Source organism: Halioxenophilus sp. WMMB6 (assembly GCF_033283405.1).
Taxonomy (GTDB): Bacteria; Pseudomonadota; Gammaproteobacteria; order Pseudomonadales; family Cellvibrionaceae; genus Halioxenophilus.
Map to the genome: position 1 here is coordinate 115250 of NZ_JAWMQR010000007.1, position 23969 is coordinate 139218.

17 protein-coding genes are annotated in these 23969 nt (G+C 57.1%); 12 read left to right on the top strand and 5 right to left on the bottom strand.

Features of this window, described 5'->3' with window-relative positions; translation table 11 throughout:
- Positions 1-27: 27 nt before the first annotated feature.
- The 4 genes from hslU to SBL51_RS16465 all read right to left on the bottom strand — a co-directional run bounded on the left by hslU (position 28) and on the right by SBL51_RS16465 (position 4904).
- Positions 28-1347, bottom strand: a complete 1320-nt coding sequence (hslU, locus tag SBL51_RS16450; protein WP_317932183.1) for an ATP-dependent protease ATPase subunit HslU — start codon at positions 1345-1347, stop codon at positions 28-30.
- 40 nt (positions 1348-1387) lie between these two features.
- On the bottom strand, positions 1388-1927 hold the full coding sequence (hslV, locus tag SBL51_RS16455; protein WP_317932184.1) for an ATP-dependent protease subunit HslV: 540 nt from the start codon (positions 1925-1927) through the stop codon (positions 1388-1390).
- A gap of 87 nt (positions 1928-2014) precedes the next feature.
- Positions 2015-2599 (bottom strand): SPOR domain-containing protein, encoded by a 585-nt coding sequence (locus SBL51_RS16460; protein ID WP_317932185.1) that lies wholly within the window; start codon positions 2597-2599, stop codon positions 2015-2017.
- Between the two features lie 100 nt (positions 2600-2699).
- Positions 2700-4904 carry a primosomal protein N' gene (locus SBL51_RS16465; RefSeq protein WP_317932186.1) on the bottom strand — a complete coding sequence of 735 codons (2205 nt, stop codon included), beginning with the start codon at positions 4902-4904 and terminating at the stop codon, positions 2700-2702.
- Between the two features lie 164 nt (positions 4905-5068).
- Between SBL51_RS16465 and rpmE the strand changes: the two genes are divergently transcribed.
- Positions 5069-5281 (top strand): 50S ribosomal protein L31, encoded by a 213-nt coding sequence (rpmE, locus tag SBL51_RS16470; protein WP_317932187.1) that lies wholly within the window; start codon positions 5069-5071, stop codon positions 5279-5281.
- Positions 5282-5355: 74 nt separating this feature from the next.
- On the opposite strand, the gene SBL51_RS16475 is transcribed toward rpmE, so the two are convergent.
- On the bottom strand, positions 5356-8091 hold the full coding sequence (locus SBL51_RS16475; protein ID WP_317932188.1) for a penicillin-binding protein 1A: 2736 nt from the start codon (positions 8089-8091) through the stop codon (positions 5356-5358).
- A gap of 154 nt (positions 8092-8245) precedes the next feature.
- Between SBL51_RS16475 and SBL51_RS16480 the strand changes: the two genes are divergently transcribed.
- The 11 genes from SBL51_RS16480 (at position 8246) to hemE (ending at position 23782) form a co-directional block, all read left to right on the top strand.
- Entirely contained in the window at positions 8246-9313 is a 1068-nt protein-coding gene (locus SBL51_RS16480) for a pilus assembly protein PilM (protein ID WP_317932189.1), read from the top strand.
- A complete protein-coding gene (locus SBL51_RS16485; RefSeq protein ID WP_317932190.1) occupies positions 9313-9894 on the top strand; it encodes a PilN domain-containing protein in 582 nt (193 codons plus the stop codon). Before SBL51_RS16480 ends, SBL51_RS16485 begins: the two co-directional genes overlap by 1 nt.
- 3 nt (positions 9895-9897) lie before the next feature.
- A complete protein-coding gene (locus tag SBL51_RS16490) occupies positions 9898-10503 on the top strand; it encodes a type 4a pilus biogenesis protein PilO (RefSeq protein ID WP_317932191.1) in 606 nt (201 codons plus the stop codon).
- Between the two features lie 12 nt (positions 10504-10515).
- Entirely contained in the window at positions 10516-11082 is a 567-nt protein-coding gene (locus tag SBL51_RS16495) for a pilus assembly protein PilP (protein ID WP_317932192.1), read from the top strand.
- 3 nt (positions 11083-11085) lie between these two features.
- A complete protein-coding gene (locus SBL51_RS16500) occupies positions 11086-13233 on the top strand; it encodes a type IV pilus secretin PilQ family protein (protein ID WP_317932193.1) in 2148 nt (715 codons plus the stop codon).
- Between the two features lie 13 nt (positions 13234-13246).
- Positions 13247-13780: a shikimate kinase AroK gene (gene aroK / locus SBL51_RS16505; protein WP_317932194.1), complete on the top strand. Its 534-nt coding sequence runs from the start codon at positions 13247-13249 to the stop codon at positions 13778-13780.
- A 41-nt stretch (positions 13781-13821) separates the two neighbouring features.
- The gene (gene aroB, locus SBL51_RS16510) at positions 13822-14922 is read left to right on the top strand and encodes a 3-dehydroquinate synthase (RefSeq protein ID WP_317932195.1); all 1101 of its coding nucleotides are present in this window, start codon (positions 13822-13824) and stop codon (positions 14920-14922) included.
- A 44-nt stretch (positions 14923-14966) separates the two neighbouring features.
- Positions 14967-16475, top strand: coding sequence for an SPOR domain-containing protein (locus SBL51_RS16515; RefSeq protein ID WP_317932196.1), 1509 nt, complete (start codon positions 14967-14969; stop codon positions 16473-16475).
- 250 nt (positions 16476-16725) lie between these two features.
- Complete coding sequence (gene gltB / locus SBL51_RS16520) at positions 16726-21174, top strand: glutamate synthase large subunit (RefSeq protein ID WP_317932197.1); 4449 nt, start codon at positions 16726-16728, stop codon at positions 21172-21174.
- 32 nt (positions 21175-21206) lie between these two features.
- The gene (locus tag SBL51_RS16525) at positions 21207-22625 is read left to right on the top strand and encodes an FAD-dependent oxidoreductase (RefSeq protein ID WP_317932198.1); all 1419 of its coding nucleotides are present in this window, start codon (positions 21207-21209) and stop codon (positions 22623-22625) included.
- A 92-nt stretch (positions 22626-22717) separates the two neighbouring features.
- On the top strand, positions 22718-23782 hold the full coding sequence (hemE, locus tag SBL51_RS16530; RefSeq protein ID WP_317932199.1) for a uroporphyrinogen decarboxylase: 1065 nt from the start codon (positions 22718-22720) through the stop codon (positions 23780-23782).
- The last annotated feature ends 187 nt before the right edge of the window (positions 23783-23969 follow it).

A 23969-nucleotide genomic window follows, 5' to 3' on the forward strand; every position in this document is an offset into this window, starting at 1 on the left:
ACTGCTCTGCCGAAACTGGCACTGATATTAAAGGATATATCGGCTTAGGTCTTCGTTTTGTGCCAGCTGGCCCAGCTGGCTTTCGACAAAGCTGGCGTCGATCTGAATTGTGGTTTCGCCCTTGCCGGAGTTGAAGGAGACCTCTTCCAGGAGACGCTCCATCACCGTGTGCAGGCGCCGGGCACCGATGTTTTCGGTGGTTTCATTAACCTGGTAGGCGGTCTCTGCCAGTTTGCGGATACCATCGGCGGTGAAGTTGAGGGTGACCCCTTCGGTGGCCATAAGCGCGGTGTGCTGCTCGGTTAGCGAGGCGTTGGGCTCGGTGAGGATGCGCTCGAAGTCGTTAGGGGTCAGCGCCTGCAGTTCCACGCGAATTGGCAGCCGCCCCTGCAGCTCGGGGATCAGGTCCGATGGTTTGGCCAAGTGGAAGGCGCCCGAGGCGATAAACAGAATGTGGTCGGTTTTGATCATGCCGTATTTGGTGCTGACCGTGCAGCCTTCAATCAGTGGCAGCAGGTCGCGCTGCACCCCCTCGCGGGAGACATCGGCACCGCTGGCGCCCTCGCGCTTGGCCACCTTGTCGATCTCGTCGATAAAGACAATGCCATTCTGCTCGGCCGCTTCGATGGCTTTGGCTTTGGTCTCCTCCTCGTTGATCATCTTGCTGGCCTCTTCATCGGCCAGCTGCTTCATCGCCTGCTTGATGGTCAACTTGGTTTTTTGGGTTTTGTTCTGATTGATGTTGGAGAACATGTTCTGCAGCTGGCTGGTCATCTCTTCCATGCCCGGCGGTGCCATGATCTCGACCCCCATCTTGGTGGCGGCTACCTCCAGTTCGATCTCTTTGTCGTCCAGCTCGCCCTGGCGCAGCTTTTTACGGAAGACCTGGCGGGTGCCGGAGTCGGCTTTGCTCTCTTCATCCAGGCCGCGGGCGGGGGGCAGCAGGGCATCCAGAATGCGCTCCTCGGCGGCGTCCTGTGCGCGGAATTTTACCTTCTCTTTCTCTTGCTCGCGGTACATCTTGATCGACATATCGACCAGATCGCGGACGATGGAGTCGACATCCCGGCCGACGTAGCCCACCTCGGTGAATTTGGTCGCCTCCACCTTCATGAAGGGGGCATTGGCGAGCTTGGCCAGGCGCCGGGCGATCTCGGTTTTGCCGACGCCGGTGGGGCCGATCATCAGAATATTTTTGGGGGTGATCTCATTGCGCAACTCTTCAGCCAGTTGCAGGCGGCGCCAGCGGTTGCGCAGGGCGATGGCCACGGCGCGCTTGGCGTCCTGTTGGCCGACGATGTGTTTATCGAGTTCGTGCACAATCTCGCTGGGGGTCATGCTGGACATAGTCACTCTCTTAAATCGGTGCTCGAGTGAGCGGCAAACGTTAGTACTCTAAGCACTCAATCACGTGGTTGTGATTGGTGTAAACGCAGATATCAGCGGCTATGGAGAGCCCCTGCTTGACGATGGCTTCAGCGCTCATCTCGGTGTTGTTGAGCAGTGCCCGGGCGGCGGATTGGGCGAAGGGGCCGCCGGAGCCGATGGCGATCAGGTCATCCTCCGGCTGTATGACATCGCCATTGCCGGTAATGATCAGTGACGCCTCCTGGTTGGCCACGGCCAGTAGGGCCTCTAGGCGGCGCAGGGCGCGATCGGTACGCCAATCTTTGGCCAGCTCCACCGCGGCGCGGGTAAGTTGGCCGCCAAAGGCCTCAAGTTTTGCTTCAAAACGCTCAAACAGGGTGAAGGCATCGGCGGTGCCACCGGCAAAGCCGGCCAACACCTGATCGCGGTAGAGGCGGCGCACCTTGCGGGCGTTGCCTTTCATTATGGTGTTGCCCAGGGATACCTGGCCATCGCCGCCAATAACGACCTTATTGCCGCGGCGCACGGAGAGGATGGTAGTGCCTCGGTACTGTTCCACAGGGAGTCCTTGATGATGGTCGGAGGAGAAGTTGAATAGGCACAGTGGGGGCGTGCCCGGGTCATTTCAAGGGAAATGGCGGCCCGCTTACTTGGGCCGCTTGAGTACCAGCGGGTTGATGTTGTTGGCCACCAGCTGGTTGCGGGCCTTGGTCATTTGCGAGCGGTTGCTGTAGGGGCCAACCACAACTCTATGCCAGATCTGGCCGTTGCTTAAGGTGACCTGTTCGACCACCGCATCCAGGTTAAGGAGGATCAGCTCGGCGCGCATGCGGCTGGCATCCGTTGCCTGGCGGAAGGAGCCGGCTTGCAGAATGTACAGGCTGTCGTCGACGGTTTCGCGGATCTCGGGAATCTTGGAGTCCGGGACGGCGACCTCGTTCTCCTTCAACAGGTCGTAAAACTGTAGGCGGGTGTCGGGTACTTTTTCGCTATTACTGGCCTGTTCATTTTTGGTGGTGGGTTCCACGGCTGCCTGGCTGGGAGCGGGCGCTGCCGGTGCCAAGCCGTTAAGGTGCAGCAAAAACATGGTGAAGGCGCCCACCAAACCACCGGTGAGCAGCCAAAGCCAGGCGGGAATGGGTGCTTTGCTCGCCTTTTTCTTGCTCACCCGACGGTTAGGGCGTTTTTTGGCAGGGGTGGCGCTTTTCTTTCTGGCGAAATCTTGGGGCATGTTGGTGTTTTTGAGTAACAGCTTTGGCGGGGTGCCTATTCTAGCCAACTCAATGGGGCAATAGAAAGCTGAATGCCGCAGCGGGGGTTAGTGGCGCGGCTTAGGGTATTTCCATCGGGTCGACATCCAACGACCAGCGCAGGCTCTTTGGCCAGCGCTGCTTGTGCAGCTCTGGGGTGAGCAGGCTGAGCAGCCGGTGCAACAGCTTGCGATCGCTGCACTTTATCTGCAGCACCAGCCGGTAGCGTTGATTGACCCGCTCCATAATGGCCGGCATGGGGCCCAGGTATTGGCACTGCGGGTTGGGCGGCTGCTGGCTGTTGAGCACTCCCTTGGCCAGCTGCAGCAGCGCCTGGGCCTGGCTTGGGTCGGTGGATTCGGCGCGCAAAATGGCGAGGTGGGCAAAGGGCGGCATGTCGCCCTGGTGGCGCTCGTTGAGGATCAGCTTGGTGAACGCCCGGTAGCCCTCGCTAAACAGGGTGGTGAACAGGGGGTGGTCGGGGTTGTGGGTTTGGATAAGCACACGCCCGGGTAGATCGGCTCGCCCGGCTCGACCGGCCACCTGCAACAGCATCTGGCCGGTGCGCTCGGCGGAACGAAAATCGCTGCCGAACAGGCCTCCGTCGGCATCCAATACCACCACCAGGGTCACTTTGGGAAAGTGGTGACCCTTCACCAGCATCTGGGTGCCGACCATCACGCAGGCATCGCCGGCGTGCACCGGCTGCAACAGCTGCTCAAAGGCATTCTTGCGCTGGGTGCTGTCGCGGTCGATGCGGATGATCTTGTGGCGGCCAAAGCGCTCGCCCAAAAACTGCTCCACCTTCTCTGTGCCGGCGCCGAGGAAGAGGAGGTTGCCGCCAAAGCATTGCGGGCACTGCCGGTAGAGTGGCCGCTGAAAATCACAGTGGTGGCAGCGCAGGTGGCTGGGTTGCTGGTGCACGGTGAGGTTGCTGTCGCAGTGGTTACAGCGCGCCTGCCAGCCGCAGTCGTGGCAGAGCAGGGTGGGGGCAAAGCCGCGCCGGTTGACGAACACCAGCACCTGCTGGCCCGCCGCCAGGGTGTTGCCTATCTCAGTCAGTGAGTAGTCGCTAAAACCCTCCTGCAGTGTTTCGCTGCAGAGGTTGTGCAGGTCGATGGTGGCGTGGCTGGCACCCCCCGGGCGGCCCTGCAGGCGCAGATGCTGGTAGCGCCCGAGGGCGATGTTGTGGATTGTCTCCAGGGAGGGTGTGGCGCTGCCCAAAATGACCGGGGCGTTGGCCATCTGCCCGCGCACCACGGCCAAATCCCGGGCCGAGTAGCGCAGGCTATCCTGCTGTTTGAGCGATAGGTCGTGCTCCTCGTCGACCACGATCAGCCCCAGGCGCGGCAGCGGTGCAAAAATGGCAGAGCGGGTGCCAATGACGATGTCGGCCACACCCTGCTGGGCTAACAGCCAATGGGCCTGTCGTTCGCTATCGTTCAACGCCGAGTGCAGGGTGATGATTTGTGCCACGAAGCGCTCCTGAAAGCGCGCCAGCGTCTGTGGGCTAAGGCCAATCTCGGGAATGATCACCAGGGCCTGTTTGCCGGCGGCCAGAGTTTGGGTGATGGCCTGCAGGTAGATTTCGGTTTTGCCACTGCCGGTGGCCCCTTCCAGCATGGTGGTATTGAAGTGAGTGAGTGTTAACTTCGAAAGTGCATCCTGCTGCTCTTCGGTGAGCGCGTGGGGTGCCGGGCGGCTGCTGGGTGGTTGCCGGTGGCGGGCCAACTGCTGCTCTGCTTGCACCAGCCCCTTCTGATGCAGCTGTTTAAGGCTGGTGCGGCTGAGACCGTGCTCTTTCAGTTGGCTATCTTCCACGCTGCCTAACTGGCGTAGCTGATCGAGTGCCGCCTTCTGCTTGGGGGCCTGCTTTAATGAGGTTTCGGCCAACCCCAGAGCCTGTACCGTCAGCTGCCAGATGGTTACGGTGGTGGGTTCGGCACTGGCACCGGCGCGCAGTTTTTTGGGTAGGGCGGCGGCCAGGGTTTCGCCAATGGGGTAGTGGTAGTAGCGGCTCGCCCACTGGCAGAGGGCCAGGATGGCCGAGTCGACCAGGGGTTGCTCATCGATCACCTCGGCGATGGTTTTCAGCCCGGTGGCTGTGTCGCCGTCAGCGCAGGCTTTGTGTGCAACCACAACTCCCACCAGCATGCGGCCAGCGCCGCGCCCAAAGGGGACTTTTACCCTGGCGCCCACGGCAATCGTTGGCGAATCCGCGGGGGGCAGATAGTCAAAGGTGGTGTCGAGCGGGACGGGTAGGGCGATGGCGTAGAGTTGGGGCACGAAGCGATTACAGGCCAATTGATGAAAAGTTAAACGGAAAACTTGCCAAGGATGCGGATTCTGATACTATGCGCCCCCTCTTTAAATACCAGCGCTTAACATTAACCGTAGTGCGGTGCCCAACACAAGCTTGGGTGGCGGCACAAACACGAGTGAGCAGAAACATGAAAGCCGATATTCATCCAGCCTATTCCGAAATTACCGCTACCTGCAGTTGCGGTAACGTCATCCAAACCCGTTCAACCATGGGTAAAGATATCCACCTCGACGTCTGTTCCGTTTGCCACCCCTTCTACACCGGTAAACAAAAAGTAGTCGACACCGGTGGCCGTATCGACCGCTTCAACAAGCGCTTTGGCAGCCGCATCAAAAAGTAAGTTGCCTATTCCGCCGAAGTCAAAAAAGCGCCCCTGGGGCGCTTTTTTTATGGCTGTGATTTGAGGAGCCGTTGTTAAAACAGCTCTTCGATGGTTTCTGTCGCCTCGCTGGCCTCGCCTGCCTCATCCAAGGGTGGCGGTGCATTCTCCTCCCGAAACACTTCAAAAATGGCATCCGGGTCGTCTGAGCGAGCCCGTTCTCCGGTCTCTGGATCGATTTTAATGGAGACGATGCCATCGGGCTGGCGGAACTGATCCTCGGGTACGTTGGCGAGTGCATCCGCCATAAAGTTGATCCAGATGGGCAGTGCCGCCGAGCCGCCAAATTCGCGGGTGCCGAGCAGCTGGTTCTGGTCGAAGCCGACCCAGGTGGTGGCCACCAGGTGGCTGTTAAAACCGGAGAACCAGGCGTCGGTGGGGCCATTGGTGGTGCCGGTTTTACCGGCCAGGTCGCTGCGTTCCAGTACCCGGGCCTTGCGCCCGGTACCGCGGGTAATCACGTCGCGCAACATGGAGTTGATCAGATAGTTGACCCGCTCATCCATCACCCGCGGCGCTTCGGGCAGCGGAGCATCGATTTGTGGTTGGTCGCTGTTGGGGTCAGCCTCAATCGTGGGATCGAGTTCGATGATGGTACTTGCCGCGGCAACATCCTGTTCGGTAATGGCGCTTGGTTCGGGGGTGGTGTCTGGTTCGGCGGTGAGGATGCTCTCGTCGAGTAGCGCCAGCTCGGCGGCGGCCTGGTCGGCCAACAGCTTGCGCTCTTTCTCCTGCTGACATTCGTTGTCGCAGACGGTGACCGGGTTGGCTTGATAGATCACTTCGTCGTCACTCAGTTTTACGGCGTCGAGGAGGTAGGGCGAAACTTTATAGCCGCCATTGGCAAGGATGGTGTAGCCGGTGGCCAGCTCGACGGGTGTTAGTGCGTAACTGCCGAGTGCCAGTGAGAGATCCCGGGGCATGGCGCTTCGATCAAAGCCCAGGTGGCTAAGGCCTGTGAGTGCATTTTCAATGCCGACACTGCGCAACAGGCGGATGGAGACCAGGTTGCGGGAGTTGTAGAGTGCCTCCCGCAGCCGGGTGGGGCCGTAGAAACGGCCGCTGGAGTTCTCCGGGCGCCAGGTGCCTTCCAGGCTGTCGTCATCAAAAACTATGGGTGCGTCATTGATAATGCTGGCGGGGGTAAAACCCTGTTGCAGGGCGATGCTGTAAATAAACGGTTTGAAATTGGAGCCCGGTTGACGCGCGGCCTGCACTGCCCGGTTGAAATGGCTTTGCCGAAAATCGTAACCGCCCACCAGTGCCCGAATAGCGCCGTCGTCGGGATCCAGCGCCACCAGTGCACCCTGTGCGGCCGGTATTTGGCTGAGCTGCCAGCTGTCGCCATCGGCTTTTAATCGAATGACGTCGCCCAAAGCTAGAAATTCTGTCAGTTCAGCGTAGATGGCGCCGCGGCTATTCTCGCTTAAGTAGGCGCGCACCTTATCAAACCCCTGGGCTTGATTGAGCGGCAGTTCCTCGCCACTGGCGAGCAGGAGGGTGAGGTGGTCGCTGTTGATGCGAGTGATGGCGGCGGGGATTCGACCGGCGTAGGCGGGAATTGCCTTGAGCTGTTTTAACCACTCTTCGCGATCAAATTCGGCGGTGGTGTAGAGCTGGCTTTCCGGCAGTGGCTGTTCGATTTCCGGGCTCTCTTCCGCTGCCGGGTGTGCTGTCAAATCGCCACTGTTTTCGGTGGGGGCTTCAGTAATTAATTCATCACTGGTTGCGTCGTTTTCAGCTGGGGTGAAGGGTTCGGGCCACAGAGCTTCGCTGCTGCCAAGCACTGGTAACTTACTTTCCGGTCCTCGATAGCCGTGGCGTTGGTCGTACTCTTCCAGGCCTTCAACCACCGCTTTTTGAGCGCTCAGCTGCAGCCGGCTATCGACACTGACGTAGGCCTGGTAGCCATCGGTGTAAGCGTCGAGGCCGTATTTGTCGATCATCTGTTTGCGGGCCATCTCTGCCACATAGGGGGCATCAACCGCGACCACAGAGCCGTGATTTTTAGCGGTAATCGGTTCCGCTGCCGCTGCCTGGTACTGCTCTTCGGTGATGCGGCCCAGCTCATACATGCGCGACAAAATCCAGTTGCGGCGAATTAATGCGCGTGATGGGTTGGCCAGTGGGTTGTAGGCGGAGGGGGCTTTCGGTAATCCGGCGATCATCGCAATTTGGGCTAAACTCAATTCAGCGATGTTTTTGCCGTAATAAATTTGTGCAGCGGCTTGAATGCCGTAAGCGCGGTTACCGAGATAAATTTTATTAACGTAGAGCGTAAGAATCTCATCTTTTGTGAGCTCCTTCTCAATTTGCAGCGCTAATAAGATTTCATTGAATTTTCTGGTAAATACTTGTTCGCGTGTGAGAAAGAAATTTCTTGCCACCTGCATGGTGATTGTACTGCCGCCGCCTTGAATTTCGCCCGTTTGCAGTATTTGTGATACTGCTCGCAAAAGGCCTTTCAAATCGACACCGCGGTGCGAGTAGAATCTGTCATCCTCCGCTGAGAGGATGGCGTCGATGTAGTTTTTAGGGATTTCGGCAAAGGTAATTGGACTACGGCGCTTCTCGCCAAATTCTCCAATCAACTGCCCGTCACGGGTGTATATCCTGAGTGGAATCTGAAATTTAGTCTCCTTTAGCGTCTCGACATCGGGCAGCTTGGGGGCCAAATAGAGGTAGATTCCTGCGAAAGAGGCAAACAGGCCTCCGGTGAAGGTTAAGGTTAGCCAAAACGTGACGGAGATAACGGATTTAGTGCGCGGCATTTTTTCTATAGGAATTAGTAGCTTAGAGCTCAGAGGGTTGGATTAGATCATTATAAGAGCTTTTTGTTGCATTAACTAATTGTTCTTATATTGCACCTTCAAGTTAAAGTGCTATAACATAAAAACTGGCTAAGTAGCGGAAATAGATAGAAAAATGGGTATTCTCGATATCTTCGAAAGCAAGCCAAAGCCTGTGCTCGGGCTGGATATTAGCTCTACCGCTATCAAGCTGGTGGAGTTGAGCCGTCAGGGTAATGGTTATCGTGTCGAGAGCTACGCAGTGCGTCCGCTTCCGCCTAATGCTGTGGTCGAAAAGAACATCAATGAGGTAGAGCCAGTGGCGGAGGTGTTGCGTAATCTCATCACGCAATCCAAAACCAAATTGAAAAATGCCGCGGTCGCCGTGGCCGGTTCCGCCGTCATCACTAAATTGATTGAGATGCCCGCGGGCCTTTCAGACGATGCGCTTGAGAGCCAAATCACACTTGAGGCTGACCAGTACATTCCCTACCCCTTGGAAGAGGTGGCGCTCGATTTTGAAGTGCAAGGGGAGTCCACCTCTAGCGAGGGTCAGATCTCTGTTTTGTTAGCCGCCTGTCGCCGTGAACACGTTGACTTGCGCGTTGAGGTGCTCTCTCAGGCGGGCATAACCGCCAAGGTTATTGACGTCGAAGCTTATACCATGGAGCGCGCCTTCCAACTGATAGCTGATCAGTTGGAAGAGCAAGAAGAGCAAGTCATTGCTATTGTTGATATCGGGGCCACGATGACAACGTTAAGCGTGCTGGTTTCCGGCAAGACGGTCTACACCCGGGAACAGTTGTTTGGTGGTAAGCAGTTAACCGAAGAGATTCAACGGCGCTATGGCCTCTCTACCGAAGAGGCGGGCCTGGCGAAAAAGCAGGGTGGTCTGCCCGACGATTACCAGGTTGAGGTATTGGAGCCGTTCAAAGAGGCGGTGGTGCAGCAGGTAACCCGTTCATTGCAATTCTTCTTCTCCTCCAGCCAGTACAACGATGTCGACCATATTGTTCTGGCCGGTGGTGTCGCCACCCTTGAAGGGATGGCAGAGATGGTTGAGGAGAAACTCGGAACACAGACGACTGTCGCCAATCCATTCGCCAAGATGTCGGTAGCGTCCAAGGTAAATTCGGTAAGCTTGGCCAATGATGCCCCCGCGCTGATGATTGCGGTGGGTTTGGCGATGAGGAGCTTTGAATAATGGCAAAGATTAACCTTCTGCCCTGGCGTGACGAGCTCCGCGCCGAGAAGAAAAAAGAGTTTTACACAATATTGGCTGGTGTGGCGATATTGGGTGGTTTGGTGGCGTTTGCCTGGATCAGTATGGTGAATGGACAGATTGAGTCGCAAAAAGTACGCAACGACATGCTCAATCGGGAGATTGCCCAGCTCAATAAAAAGGTGGCGGAAATTAAGGCGCTGAAGAAAAAGCGTGCCGACCTGATTGAGCGCATGGAGGTCATTCAAAACCTGCAGGGTAATCGTCCGCAAATCGTGCGCGTATTTGATGACTTGGTGCGTAAAATTCCCGACGGCGTCTATTTGACTGAGCTAAATCGCAAGGGCAAGCAGATCTCGTTTAGCGGTATTGCCGAATCGAACAACCGTGTCTCGTCGTTGATGCGTCAATTGGATGAGTCGCCCTGGTTTGAAAAGCCCAACCTGCTCAGTGTTACCAAAACCCGTAACGGCGGTGGTGACGATGACTACAATCCCAACAGGTTCAATATGACGGTTCTGATTGAGACTCCCAAGGCTGATGACGACAAGGATGGGGCATAATTTATGGCGCTTTCCGATACCTTAGATCAGCTAAAAGAGTTTGACTTTAACGATCTTGATTTTGAACGAATCGGCACTTGGCCACTGCCCGGCAGGATATTTATCTGGGTGTTAGTGTTTATTCTGCTGTTGGGCGGTACCTATCTGCTGAAGGTAAAAGATCTTAATCTGCAGCTGGAAACCCAAGAGAAAAAAGAGCAGCAGTTACGCCAAACCTTTAACAAACGGGCCCATGAGGCCGCCAACCTGGAAGCTTACCGCGCACAGATGGTAGAAATGGAGGCGGCCTTTGGTGCGATGCTGGCGCAGTTGCCCAAGGAGTCCGAAGTGCCGGGTCTGCTGGAGGATATCACCGACCGGGGTGCGACCGCAGGCTTGGAAATTAAAAGTATCCGCCTCGAAAAGGAGGTTGCCCGGGAGTTTTATGTCGAGTTGCCAATTTCGATTCAGGTGGTTGGCAGCTATCACCAATTGGGCGCCTTCGTCAGTGGCGTGTCGGGGCTGCCGCGAATTGTGACTCTCCATGACTACAAAATTACCAAGGCTAATCGTGGATCATTGGATATGGCCATTCAAGCGAAAACCTACCGCTATAAGCCACAAGAGTAGGGGTTGAGCGCAATGGTTAAAATGAAAATGAATATTTGCGTATGTAAAGTTGTTAACACGGTGCTGTCATTGTTGGCGGTGACGATGGTCCTGTTGCTTAGCGGGTGTGGTGGTCGGGCCAATGATGACCTGGTGCAATACATCGAAGAGACCAAGCGTCGACCAGCCGGATCTATTGAGCCACTGCCCAGCTTCCGGCCTTATGAGGCATTCTCCTATTCAGCATCGACCGAACGCAGCCCGTTTGATCCTCCGGTAAAAGCGCTCGACATTTACTACGGCAGCGGCAACAGCGATATCAAGCCGGATTTAACCCGCCGCAAAGAGTATTTGGAAGAGTTTCCCATCGAGTCGTTAAAAATGGTGGGTACGCTGGAGCAGAAAGGGCAGCTGTGGGCCTTGATTGATGATCGACGCGGTGGCATTCACCGTGTCCAGAAGGGCAATTACTTAGGAAAGGATCACGGTAAGATTGTTGCGACCTCCCCAGGGCAACTTACTGTTGTTGAAATTGTGTCCGATGGTGTAGACGGCTGGATAGAGCGTCCTCGGACAATAGAGCTATCAGTGCAGGAATAGAATATGTATAAGTTAAACACTTCCGTCGTATCGGTGCTGTGGAGCGGACTCCTGGCTTTGGTGTTTGCCAGCGCCGTTAACGCACAGGGGTTGGTCTCACTCGACGACATTCAATTCTCTTCGCTGCCCGGTCAAAAATTTGAGGTCAGTTTAAAGTTCTCTGCGCCACCAGAAGATCCGGTGGGTTATATCATTGAGCAGCCGGCACGCATCGTGTTGGACTTTCCCAATGTGGAGAGCAAGCTCAGTGAGAAGCGTTATCCGCTCTCCTTCGGTAACGCCGAAAGCGCCATTGTGCTATCGACTGAAGACCGAACCCGTCTGATTCTCAATCTGACCGAAGCCTCGGCCTACACCACCCGCACCGATGGTGCCCGCTTTATCGTAACCGTTGGTGCTGAGGGCACCAGTGTCTCTTCGGCCATAACCGATGCCGGTGGTAGTGAAGTGTCACCAGCCATGGCTGCGCCCCGCTCAGCCATCACCGCTGGCAGAACCAGCGTCACCGACGTCGATTTTCGACGCACAGAAGATGGCGCAGGCCGGGTAATCATTCGCCTCTCCGATCCATCCGTAAATGTTGACGTGGAAGAGAATGCTTCGGGTATTGTGGTTAGTTTTCTGAATGTGGCGCTGCCGGAAGAGTTCCGCCGTCGTTTGGATGTTACTGATTTTGCAACACCGGTGAGCTTTGTGGACACTGATACCCAGGGGGGTGTTACTACTGTCAAAATTGATCCTCAAGGCGACTATGAGTATCTCGCCTATCAGGCCGATAAAGAGTACGTGGTTAGCGTTAAGCCGCTATCGGCTGAAGAGGAGGATCTGCGCAGTAAGAAATTCCAGTTTGTCGGTGAGAAGCTCTCACTCAACTTCCAAAATATTGAAGTGCGGGCAGTATTACAGCTGATTGCAGACTTTACCGACCTCAACTTGGTTGCCAGTGATACCGTTTCCGGTGCTATTACTCTGCGTTTGGAAAATGTGCCCTGGGATCAGGCGCTGGATATTGTGCTCAAGGCTAAGGGGCTGGATAAGCGCCAGATTGGTAATGTGTTGATGGTTGCCCCGGCGGCTGAAATCGCCAACCGCGAGCGCCAAGAACTGGAGACCCGTAAGCAGCTGCAAGAGTTGGCGCCGCTGCGTACTGAACATATCCGCATTCTTTACGCCAATGTAAAAGAGCTGTTCAAACTCTTTGATGTCAACAAAAAAGGCGGTGGTAATAGTGGTGGTGGTGGTCGTAATGAAACGGCAACAGCCAGTATTCTCTCCGAGCGCGGCAGTGTGATTGTGGATGAGCGTACCAACTCCGTGATTCTCACCGACACCGAAGAGAAGATCGAAGAGTTCAAAACATTGATCCGTCAAATCGATATTCCCATTCGTCAGGTATTGATCGAAGCACGTCTGGTTACCGCCAGCACCGACTTCACCCGAGATTTGGGTGTGCAGTGGTCGACTGGTTATCTGGATGTGAACAGTGATCGTGCCGTCTATTCCGGTGGTAACCTGGCCAACGACCTGGCGTTTGATAACGGTGTGTTGTCGGGTGATTTCGGTGCCGTGGATTTGGGTACGGTAGCCGCTACTGGCGATATTGCCTTCGGCTATGTTACCGATAACTTCCTGGTCGATTTGGAGCTGTCGGCGCTGGAGTCAGAAGGCTACGGTGAGGTGATCTCCCAGCCGAAAGTTGTTACCGGCGACAAGCAAACAGCGACTATTCGCTCCGGTTCGGAAGTGCCCTTCCAGCAGGCCTCCTCCAGTGGTGCGACCACTACGGCTTACCGGGAAGCGACACTGCGCTTGGAGGTAACTCCGCAAATTACACCGGATGACCACATTATTCTCGATTTGACCGTCAATCAGGATGCCATCGGTGAGGTGGTCGCCTTTGGTAACAGCAGTGCGCCAACCATTGATGTCACTGAGGTTAAAACCCAGGTGTTGGTCAAAAACGGTGAAACCATTGTTCTGGGTGGTATTTTCCAATCCACAGAAACCAATGCAGTGGCCAAGGTTCCGTTCCTGGGTGATATTCCGGTGGTGGGTAACCTGTTCAAACGTAAAACCCACGATACCGAAAAGAACGAACTGCTGATCTTTATCACTCCGCGCTTGTTGCAAGAACCTGTCAGACGCCAATAGATAGTGGCTGTTTGTGGGGGGTAGTTGCGACAACATAATCCTGGTCGGACCGATGGGGGTGGGCAAATCCACCATCGGCCGACTGCTGGCACAGAGCACCGGGCGCATCTTTAAAGATACCGATCATGTAATTGAAGAGCGCTGTGGTGCCGACATTCCCTGGATTTTCGACATAGAAGGTGAGGCGGGTTTTCGCGAGCGGGAGACCAGCGTGCTGACCGATTTGGTGGCCGAAGAGGGGTTGGTGTTGGCAACGGGCGGCGGCATTGTCATCCGTGAGCAAAACCGCGAAATCCTCCGCAACCAGGCCAATGTGGTCTATCTCACCGCCAGTATCGAGCAGCTGGTCAAGCGCACACGCCGAGACCGCAAACGGCCACTGCTGCAGGTGGACGACCCGCGGGCCAAAATCGTTGAGCTCATCCAAACCCGCCACCCGCTCTACAGCGAGGTGGCCGGCGTTCAGATCTCCACCGATAACAAAAGCCCGAAAGCGGTGGTGGAAATGATCAAATCCAAGTTGGCGCGGGGTGAACACCGCGGGTGAGTGTGGTAGATTGCCGCTGATTTGGTGTGGAGTGCAGCAGCATGATGGAGCTTAACGTCGACTTGGGTGAGCGCAGTTATCCCATTTATATTGGGCAGGTTCTAACGCAACCAGAACTGCTTGCCAAACACATTCGGTCCCAGCAGGTGTGTGTGGTCACCAACACTACGGTTGCCCCACTCTATCTCGACAACCTGCTCAAGCTGCTGGCCGGTTTTCAAGTCACCAGCGTTATCCTGCCCGATGGCGAAGCCCACAAAGATCTGCAAACCCTCAATAAAATCTTTGATGAACTGCTGCACGCCCGTCATAACCGCAACACCACGCTAATCGCCCTGGGTGGTGGGGTGGTTGGTGATATGACCGGCTTTGCCGCGGCCTGCTATCAGCGGGGCGTAAACTTTATCCAAATTCCCACAACCCTGCTCTCCCAGGTCGACTCCAGTGTCGGCGGTAAAACCGGGGTTAATCACCCGCTGGGCAAGAACATGATCGGTGCCTTTTATCAGCCGCAAGCCGTACTCGCAGATACCGATGTTTTGTTAACCCTGCCCGAGCGTGAGCTTTCAGCCGGTATCGCCGAGGTGATTAAATATGGTTTGATCACCGACGCCGAGTTTTTCCATTGGCTGGAGGTCAATGTCGAAAAGTTGCTCGCCTGCAATACGGAGGCTCTGGCCTACGCCATTCATCGCTCCTGTGTTAACAAGGCCTGGGTGGTGGCAGCCGATGAAAAAGAGAACGACCTGCGGGCAATATTGAACCTGGGTCACACATTTGGCCACGCAATAGAGACCGCGATGGGGTATGGTGTTTGGCTGCACGGTGAAGCCGTGGGCGCGGGCATGCTGATGGCCGTCGATCTCTCCTGTCGCATGGGGTTGGTCGAACCAGAGTTGGTACGCAGAACGCAGGCGTTGTTATTACGTGCCCATCTGCCGATTGCGACACCGTCCGAGCTGAGCGATGAACAATATTTGCAGTTAATGGCGGTAGATAAAAAAGTCATGGATGGCAAAATCCGCTTGGTATTATTAAAAGGTCTTGGCGAGGCGTTTGTTACCAGCGATGTGCCGAGGGACTTACTGTTGCAGTGCTTGCAAACGAGCCGCTTGAGTCCTGAGCACGCGCGGGCTAGTTAATCCCGCGAGGACGATAATCTCGACAATCCGAGGTTTAGGCCTGAATGTCAGAAAACAGCACAGCAGATGATTACCTGGCCAGTCTCGGCCTGCAGGAGTCCCCCTTTCTTCCGGCGAGTTTCCACTCTGCGCCTCTTATATCGCCCATTCGCGAGCAACAGCTGGCAAGGGCCGCCCACCTCTGTCGCTACGGCGAACAGATGTTGGTAGTGGTTGCCGGCGTCGGTGGCGGCAAAAGCTTTTTCCTTTCCAAGCTGGCTTTTGAGCTGGTCGATATCCCCCAGGTGCATCTGTTGGATGCGCTCGAATTCACCTCTGCTGAAGCCCTCTTTAGTGAACTGCTACAGCGCTTGCAGCCGGGTTTTGACGAAGAGCCCAGTGAGAACCTGGGCGCGGCCCTAGCCAGGTTGCGCTCATTTTTGAGCCAGTGCCTGGAGCCACCGCTGGTGCTGATCGACAACGCCGAACGGTTGACCGACTCCGAGCTTGCCATGCTGCTCAGTTTGATGGCCAGCCCCGGCGGTGCGGTGGCGATCAAAGTGGTGGTCTCCGGCGATGCCGACCTGGTAGCCCGGTTGGATGCCTTAAATAACCTCGATGTTATGATCTACGATCTGGAGCTGGCCGAGGTTACCGCCCAGCAGTGGCAGGATTACTGCGATGCTCAGCTGCAAAGTTGTGGCCTGGCGGGCACGCCGCTGTTGTCTAAAGATGAGCTGCGGAGCCTAATCAATGGTGCTCATGGCGATGTTGGTCGAGTGTTGCAGGGCATTGATGCCAAGTTGCAAGCGCAGTCCCTGGCGCCCAAGGGGGCAGGTTTTTCGTTGGGGTTGCCGCCGGCTCATTTGGCGGTATTGATTAGCCTGGTGGCCTGCCTGGTGCTGGTGGTGCTGGCCGGCGAGCGGTTGTGGGGTAGTGGTGGGCAGGAAGAGCCGGAGCCACAGTTGGAGGTGGTGTCGCTACCGGAACCATTGGTGCCGCAAACCCCTACGGTGGTGGCCGCTGAGCCCCTAACTGCATCGGCCGAATCGAGCCCAGCCAGGGTTGAGCCGGCGCCGGTGGCGCCTGCCGCCAATACTGTGGTGCCTACGGTCATCAGTGCCAAATCGGAGCCTGTGGCTCTGCCGGCCGTCCCGGCACCGCAGCCTGAGCAAATGTCTGTGCCGCAAGCAGAAAAACCCGCCGCCGAGGAGCCAGGTACAGCTATTGCATCCCCTACTCAGGTTAGCGAAGCGGCGAGCCCGGTTGCGGCGCCGGTTAAGGCTGGGGTCAATACGCTCAATTTGCCAGGCGAGCACTATGTATTGCAGATAATGGGTGCCAGTAAGAGCTCGGCGTTAGAGGATTTTGTGACCGGGCAGCCCAATCAGAGCAGTCTCCACATTGTCACCATGGCGCGTTCCGGTGGCAGTTGGTATGTACTTTTGCAGGGCGACTATGCATCCGCCGCTGCGGCCCGGGCAGCGATCAAAACTCTGCCGAAAAGTCAGCAAAAAGATGGCGTTTGGCCCCGGAAGGTGGCAGATATAAATCGCATTTTAACCGAAGATTGACGCATTTAGTCTATTTTAATGAAATATATACCCGTCAGATCGCTGCAGTTTCGGTGAGTGATTGCCTTAACACCCCTTAGCGGGTAACATCTTGCGCCCCTATGCCCAGGCCCCACTTATTTGGGGCCTTTTAGTCTGGCCCTGGTGATAAGGGACGCCGGGGCTGGATCTGCCATCAACGCCAGCGTGCACAGTCGCCGCCGCTTGAGGCAGCCGTACATTTCCCGTAGCAATAGTGAGAGACCGTCTTATGAGCCATGGCCTCTATAACCTGGATGAGTTCAAAGATAACTGTGGTTTTGGATTAATTGCCCATTTAAAGGGCAAGGCCAGCCATAAGTTATTACAAACCGCCATCGAATCACTGACTTGTATGACCCACCGCGGTGGTATCGCCGCCGATGGTAAAACAGGCGATGGCTGTGGTCTGTTGCTACAAAAGCCGGACAGCTTCCTGCGCCATGTGGCCATTGTCGAGTGTGGCAAAAACCTGGGTGAGGTCTACGGTATTGGTGCGGTAATGCTCAATCCGCAAGGTGATGCCGCTGCATCGGCCATGGTGGCGATGGAGGAAGAGCTCGCCGCTCAGGGCCTTACTAGCTATTTTTGGCGCGATACCCCAGTCGACCCCTCCTGCCTGGGGCCGATTGCACTGGAATCGCTGCCGCTATTCAAACACTTGTTTGTCGAAGGCGATGGCCTGGACCGTGCCCAGCTCAATGCCAAACTGTTTATGGCCCGACGCAAGGCGGAGATCCGTCTGAGCCAGGACCCTGCCTTTTATATTGCCAGCCTTAGCGAGAGCGTTATCTCCTACAAAGGGCTGATGATGCCGGTCGACCTGGATAAGTTCTATCTCGATCTGGCCAACCCGCTGCTGGAGACCGGTATTTGTGTCTTCCACCAGCGTTTCTCCACCAATACCCTGCCACGCTGGCCGCTGGCGCAGCCATTCCGCATGATTGCCCACAACGGTGAGATCAACACCGTGATGGGTAACCGCAACTGGGCGGTGGCGCGCACGCCAAAATTTATCAGCGAGCTGCTGCCTGACGTCGACCAGATTAAACCCCTGGTCAACCGCGAGGGCTCCGACTCCTCCAGTCTCGACAATATGCTTGAGATTCTGGTCACCGGTGGTATGGAACTGCACCGCGCCATCCGTATGCTGGTACCGCCAGCCTGGCAAAACGTCGAAACCATGGATGCCAGCCTGCGCGCCTTCTATGAATACAACTCTATGCACATCGAGCCGTGGGACGGCCCGGCCGGCCTGGTGATCACCGATGGCCGCTACGCCGTCTGTACCCTCGACCGCAACGGCCTGCGCCCCTCACGCTGGGTGATTACCAAAGACGACCACATTACGGTCGCCTCTGAAATCGGCACCTACGACTACAAACCCGAAGATGTGGTGGCCAAAGGTCGCCTCGGCCCCGGCCAGATACTGTCGGTGGATACCGAAACCGGCAACCTCTACCACACCGAAGATGTCGACAACCAACTCAAGCAGAGCCACCCCTACAAGGTGTGGCTGCGTAAGCACGCTCTGCGTTTGGAGTCGACTCTCAATGCCGAGCCGGAAGAGAAATACCTCAACGCCGATGAGCTGAAGACCGCCATGAAGCTGTTTATGGCGAGCGCGGAAGAGCGGGATCAGGTGTTGCGCCCCATGGCCGAAGGCGGCCAGGAGGCGGTCGGCTCAATGGGTGACGACACGCCGATGGCGGTGTTGTCACAAAAAGTGCGCACCCCCTTCGACTACTTCCGCCAGCAGTTTGCCCAGGTAACCAACCCGCCGATCGACCCGCTGCGGGAGGCGATTGTCATGTCGCTGGAGACCTGCATCGGCCGCGAGATGCCGGTGTTTGAAGAGTCTGAGGCCCACGCCGACCGGATTATCCTCACCTCGCCGGTGCTCTCGCCCGCCAAATTGCGGGCGCTGGAGGATATCAACCGACCCGGCTACAAACCCCAGCGCTTTGGTCTGAATTACGATCCCAACAAATTGAGCCTGAAACAGGCGATTGAAGAGCTCTGCCAGCAGGTGGAAGCGGGTATTCGTGCCGGTACCGTGATTGTGATCCTCTCCGACTACGGTGTGGAGCAGGGTGAATTGCCGATTCACGCGCTGCTGGCCACCGGTGCGGTGCACCATCACCTGACCGTTGCCGGTCTGCGCTGCGACGCCAATATTGTTGTCTCGACGGCGACGGCGCGGGATCCACACCAGGTGGCGGCGCTGATCGGCTTTGGTGCCACGGCGGTCTTCCCCTACCTCAGTTACCACATTCTCAACGATCTGATTGGTACCGGTGAGCTGTTGGTCGACACCGACACCGCCTACAAAAATTACCGCCGCGCCATCAACAAGGGGCTGTTGAAGATCCTGTCGAAGATGGGTATCTCCACTGTCGCCTCCTACCGCGGTGCCCAGCTGTTTGAAGCGATTGGCCTAGCCGATGAGGTGATCGACCTCTGCTTCCCGGGTACCCCAAGTCGCATTAAAGGCGCCAACTTCGACGATCTCGAAGATGATCAGCGCCTGCTGGCGGCTCAGGCCTGGATCAGCCGCAAGCCAATCGCCCCCGGTGGCCTGCTCAAATACATGCACGGCCAGGAGTACCACGCCTACAACCCGGATGTGGTGCAGGCGATGCACAAGGCGGTTAAAACCGGTGACTACAGCGCCTGGCGCGATGTGGCGGCGTTGGTCAATGAGCGCCCGGTGGCCACTATTCGCGATCTGCTCACCTTCAAGCCCGACCTGAAACCGGTGCCGCTGGATGAGGTGGAGTCGGTGGCCGATATCGTCAAACGCTTCGACTCGGCGGCGATGTCGCTGGGCGCGCTCTCGCCAGAGGCCCACGAAGCCCTGGCCGAGGCCATGAATACACTGGGCGGACGCTCCAACAGTGGTGAGGGCGGTGAAGACCCAGCCCGCTACGGCACTATCCGCTCCTCCAAAATCAAGCAGGTGGCCTCCGGCCGCTTTGGCGTAACGCCGCACTACCTGGTGAACGCTGAGGTGCTGCAGATCAAGGTTGCCCAGGGTGCCAAGCCCGGTGAGGGTGGCCAGCTGCCGGGCGGTAAGGTCAACGAGTTGATCGCCCGTCTGCGTTACTCGGTGCCCGGCGTGACCTTGATCTCGCCGCCACCGCACCACGATATCTACTCCATTGAGGATCTGGCGCAGCTGATCTACGACCTGAAACAGGTCAACCCGGATGCGCTGATCTCCGTGAAGCTGGTATCGCGCCCCGGTGTCGGTACTATCGCCGCCGGTGTCGCCAAGGCCTATGCCGACCTGATCACCATCTCCGGTTACGATGGCGGTACCGCGGCCAGCCCGCTCACCTCTATCCGCTATGCCGGCTCGCCCTGGGAGCTGGGCCTGGCGGAAACCCACCAGACCCTGCGCGCCAACGACCTGCGTGGCAAGGTACGGGTACAGACCGACGGCGGCCTCAAAACCGGCCTGGATGTGGTCAAGGCGGCTATTCTGGGTGCCGAGAGCTTCGGCTTTGGCACCGCGCCGATGGTAGCGTTGGGTTGTAAGTACCTGCGTATCTGCCACCTCAACAACTGCGCCACCGGGGTTGCCACCCAGCGCGATGATTTGCGTCAGAACCACTACATCGGCACCGTCGAGATGGCCAAAAACTTCTTCACCTTTGTGGCGGAAGAGGCCCGTGAGTGGATGGCCAAAATTGGTGTGCGCAGCGTCGCCGAGCTGATTGGCCGGGTCGACCTGATGCAGGCGATTGAGGGTACCACCCGTCGCCACGCCAAACTGGATCTGAACCCGATTATCCACACCGATGAGTTCCTGGAGAGCAAGCCCCAGTTCTGTGAAGTGGCGCGTAACGTGCCCTTCGACCCAGGTACCAAGGCGGAACAGATTGTCGAGGCTGTCCTGCCCGCCATCGAAGCCAAGAGCGGCGGTGAGTTTGAGTTCTACATCACCAACTGTGACCGCTCCATCGGTGCCCGGGTCAGTGGCGAAATCGCCAAACGCTACGGCAACCAGGGTATGAGCGATGCCCCCATCAAGCTGAAATTGACCGGTATCGCCGGCCAGAGCTTTGGTGTCTGGAACGCCGGCGGCCTGGAGCTCTATCTGGAAGGTGACGCCAACGACTACGTCGGCAAGGGTATGGCCGGTGGCAAGATTGTGCTGATGCCGCCCAAGGCCTCAAGTTTTGAAACCAACACCACCAGTATTATGGGTAACACCTGTCTCTACGGTGCCACCGGCGGCAAGCTGTTTGCGGCTGGCCGAGCCGGCGAACGCTGCGGCGTGCGCAACTCCGGTGCCCATGTGGTGGTGGAAGGTGCTGGCGACCACTGTTGTGAATACATGACCGGTGGTGTAATGACGGTACTCGGCGAAACGGGTGTTAACTTTGGTGCCGGTATGACCGGTGGCTTTGCCTACGTGCTCGACCAGAGCAACACCTTTGTCGACAAATACAACCACGAGTTAATTGAGATTCAGCGCATCCACCGGGAGGCCACCGAGGGGCACCGCAACCATCTGCGCGGTGTTATCGAGGAGTTTGTGGCGGAAACCGGCAGCAGCTGGGGCCAACACCTGTTGGACAACTTTGAAGATTACCTCGGCAAGTTCTGGCTGGTGAAACCCAAAGCCGCCAACCTTGCAAGCCTGCTAATCAGCGTGAAGAAGCGCGGCGAATAGCCGCTCACGCCGGAAATATCGGAGGTATACCCGTGGCCGAACGACTAGACAACAATTTCCAATTTATCGATGTGGGCCGTCAGGACCCGCTCAAAAAGAGCCTGCATACTCGCAAACATAAGTTTGTTGAGATCTACGAGCCCTTTGGCAAAACCCAGGTACAGGGTCAGGCCCACCGCTGTCTGGCGTGTGGCAACCCCTACTGTGAGTGGAAGTGCCCGGTGCACAACTTCATCCCCAACTGGTTGAAGTTGATCTCCGAAGGCAACCTGTTTGAAGCGGCCGAGTTGAGTCATCAAACCAACTCTCTGCCCGAGGTGTGCGGCCGCGTCTGCCCGCAGGACCGCCTGTGTGAAGGTGCCTGTACCCTCAACGATGGCTTTGGCGCGGTGACCATCGGCAACGCCGAGAAGTACATCACCGACACCGCCCTGGCCATGGGCTGGCGCCCGGATATGTCCAAGGTGGTGCCCACTGGCAAACGCGTTGCCGTGATTGGCGCCGGCCCGGCCGGTATCGGCTGTGCCGATGTGCTGGTGCGCAACGGTGTCACCCCGGTGGTGTTTGATCGCTACCCGGAGATCGGCGGCCTGCTCACCTTTGGTATTCCCGAATTCAAACTGGAGAAATCGGTACTGACCCGTCGCCGGGAGATCTTCACCGACATGGGTGTCGAGTTCCGTCTCAACACCGAGGTCGGCAAAGATATCAGCATGGCGCAACTGCTCGACGAGTACGATGCCGTGTTCATGGGCATGGGCACCTACAACTACATGAAAGGTGGTTTTCCGGGTGAAGATCTGCCCGGCGTCTACGATGCGCTGCCCTTCTTGATCGCCAACGTCAATCGCAATCTGGGCTTTGAAAAGGATCCGACCGACTTCATTGATGTCAGCGGTAAGCGCGTGGTGGTGCTCGGTGGTGGTGATACCGCCATGGACTGTAACCGCACCTCCATTCGCCAGCGCGCCCGCTCTGTCACCTGTGCCTACCGCCGCGATGAGGCCAATATGCCCGGCTCCAAGCGGGAAGTGGCCAATGCCCGGGAAGAGGGTGTTAAGTTCCTCTTTAACCGCCAGCCGGTGGCCGTGGTGGGGGATGGCAAGGTGGAAGGGGTTAAGGTGGTGACCACGCGCATGGGTGAGCCCGATGAGAAGGGTCGCCAGCGCGCCGAGCCGGTGCCCGGCAGTGAAGAGATTCTGCCCGCCGACGTGGTACTGATCGCCTTTGGTTTCCGGCCGAGCCCGGAGCCCTGGTTTGCCGAGAACGGCGTTAAAGTGAACGATTGGGGTGGTGTGGAAGCGCCGGAAGAGCAGACGTTCAAGTTCCAAACCAGCAATCCCAAGGTGTTTGCCGGCGGCGATATGGTGCGTGGTTCCGATCTGGTGGTCACCGCCATTTGGGAAGGTCGCCAGGCTGCCGAAGGCATCCTCGATTACCTGGGCGTTTAAAAGCTAACTGCCCCCAGGGAAGTTACAGTAAGATTCGACAGGGCCAAGGGCCCTGTTTTCTTTTCCGCCAACAACAAGACTTATCGCAAGGCATGACTGAACTTAAAAACGACCGATTTTTACGTGCGCTCCTGCGCCAGCCCGTGGATGTGACACCGGTATGGATGATGCGTCAGGCCGGGCGCTATCTGCCCGAGTATCGTGCTACCCGCGCCAAGGCGGGGGATTTCATGAGCCTGTGTATGAACCCGGAGTTGGCCTGTGAAGTGACACTACAGCCCCTGGCGCGCTACCCGCTGGATGCCGCCATTCTCTTCTCCGATATTCTCACCATTCCCGATGCCATGGGCCTAGGCCTCTTTTTTGAAGCTGGCGAAGGGCCGCGTTTTAAGAAATCGGTGACCAGTGTGGCCGAGATGGATGCCCTGCCGGTGGTTAAGCCGGCCGATCTTAGTTATGTGATGGATGCGGTGCGCTTGATTCGCCACGAGCTCAATGGCGAGGTGCCGTTGATTGGTTTTTCCGGCAGCCCCTGGACACTGGCCACCTACATTTTGGAGGGCGGCTCGAGCAAGGATTACCGTCGCACCAAAACCTTTATGTACAACGAGCCGGAGGCCTTTAGCCGGCTGTTGGACAAGCTCGCCGACTCGGTGGCGGCCTACCTCAATGCCCAAATTGAGGCGGGCGCCCAGGCGGTGCAGATCTTCGACTCCTGGGGTGGGGCACTGTCGCACAGCGCTTATCAAACCTACTCGCTGGCCCCTATGCGGAAGATCATCAGCCAGCTGCACAAAGAGTACGACGGGCGCGAAGTACCGGTGATTCTGTTCACCAAAGGTGGTGGCCAGTGGTTGGAAGCCATGGCCAACTCGGGTGCCCACTGTTTAGGCCTCGATTGGACCACCGACATCGCCCAGGCGCGGGCTCGGGTGGGGGATAAGGTGGCGCTGCAGGGCAATATGGACCCAGCCATCCTCTACGCCAAGCCAGAGCGCATTCGCGCCGAGGTGGCGGATATTTTAGCCGGCTACGGCAGCGGTAACGGCCATGTGTTCAACCTGGGCCACGGTGTTACACCGGAGGTGGATCCCGCCAATGCGGGGGTCTTTTTCGAAGCGGTACACGAGTTGTCGAAACCCTACCACTCAAACTGAGCCTGTTTCGACGGCGGCTAATGGCTACCCGCCATTGCGCGCCATTATAAATTTGGAATTTTTAGAACGAAAAATTCCAACACGCGCGCCGCTTGCTCCATTTTCAGCTACTTCCGTCTCTGAAAATGGGCTTGACATGGGCTAATCTAGCGATATCAGTTAATCTTATTGAGGGCAGGTGTCTCTG

What these genes read in the sequence shown, in the direction of transcription:
- gltB (WP_317932197.1), top strand. Translation starts at nt 16,726, where the DNA reads ATGAGCCATGGCCTCTATAACCTGGATGAGTTCAAAGATAACTGTGGT.
- SBL51_RS16515 (WP_317932196.1), top strand. Translation starts at nt 14,967, where the DNA reads ATGTCAGAAAACAGCACAGCAGATGATTACCTGGCCAGTCTCGGCCTG.
- SBL51_RS16475 (WP_317932188.1), bottom strand. Translation starts at nt 8,091, where the DNA reads ATGCCGCGCACTAAATCCGTTATCTCCGTCACGTTTTGGCTAACCTTA.
- aroB (WP_317932195.1), top strand. Translation starts at nt 13,822, where the DNA reads ATGATGGAGCTTAACGTCGACTTGGGTGAGCGCAGTTATCCCATTTAT.
- hemE (WP_317932199.1), top strand. Translation starts at nt 22,718, where the DNA reads ATGACTGAACTTAAAAACGACCGATTTTTACGTGCGCTCCTGCGCCAG.
- SBL51_RS16495 (WP_317932192.1), top strand. Translation starts at nt 10,516, where the DNA reads ATGGTTAAAATGAAAATGAATATTTGCGTATGTAAAGTTGTTAACACG.
- SBL51_RS16480 (WP_317932189.1), top strand. Translation starts at nt 8,246, where the DNA reads ATGGGTATTCTCGATATCTTCGAAAGCAAGCCAAAGCCTGTGCTCGGG.
- SBL51_RS16485 (WP_317932190.1), top strand. Translation starts at nt 9,313, where the DNA reads ATGGCAAAGATTAACCTTCTGCCCTGGCGTGACGAGCTCCGCGCCGAG.
- rpmE (WP_317932187.1), top strand. Translation starts at nt 5,069, where the DNA reads ATGAAAGCCGATATTCATCCAGCCTATTCCGAAATTACCGCTACCTGC.
- SBL51_RS16490 (WP_317932191.1), top strand. Translation starts at nt 9,898, where the DNA reads ATGGCGCTTTCCGATACCTTAGATCAGCTAAAAGAGTTTGACTTTAAC.
- SBL51_RS16500 (WP_317932193.1), top strand. Translation starts at nt 11,086, where the DNA reads ATGTATAAGTTAAACACTTCCGTCGTATCGGTGCTGTGGAGCGGACTC.
- SBL51_RS16460 (WP_317932185.1), bottom strand. Translation starts at nt 2,599, where the DNA reads ATGCCCCAAGATTTCGCCAGAAAGAAAAGCGCCACCCCTGCCAAAAAA.
- hslU (WP_317932183.1), bottom strand. Translation starts at nt 1,347, where the DNA reads ATGTCCAGCATGACCCCCAGCGAGATTGTGCACGAACTCGATAAACAC.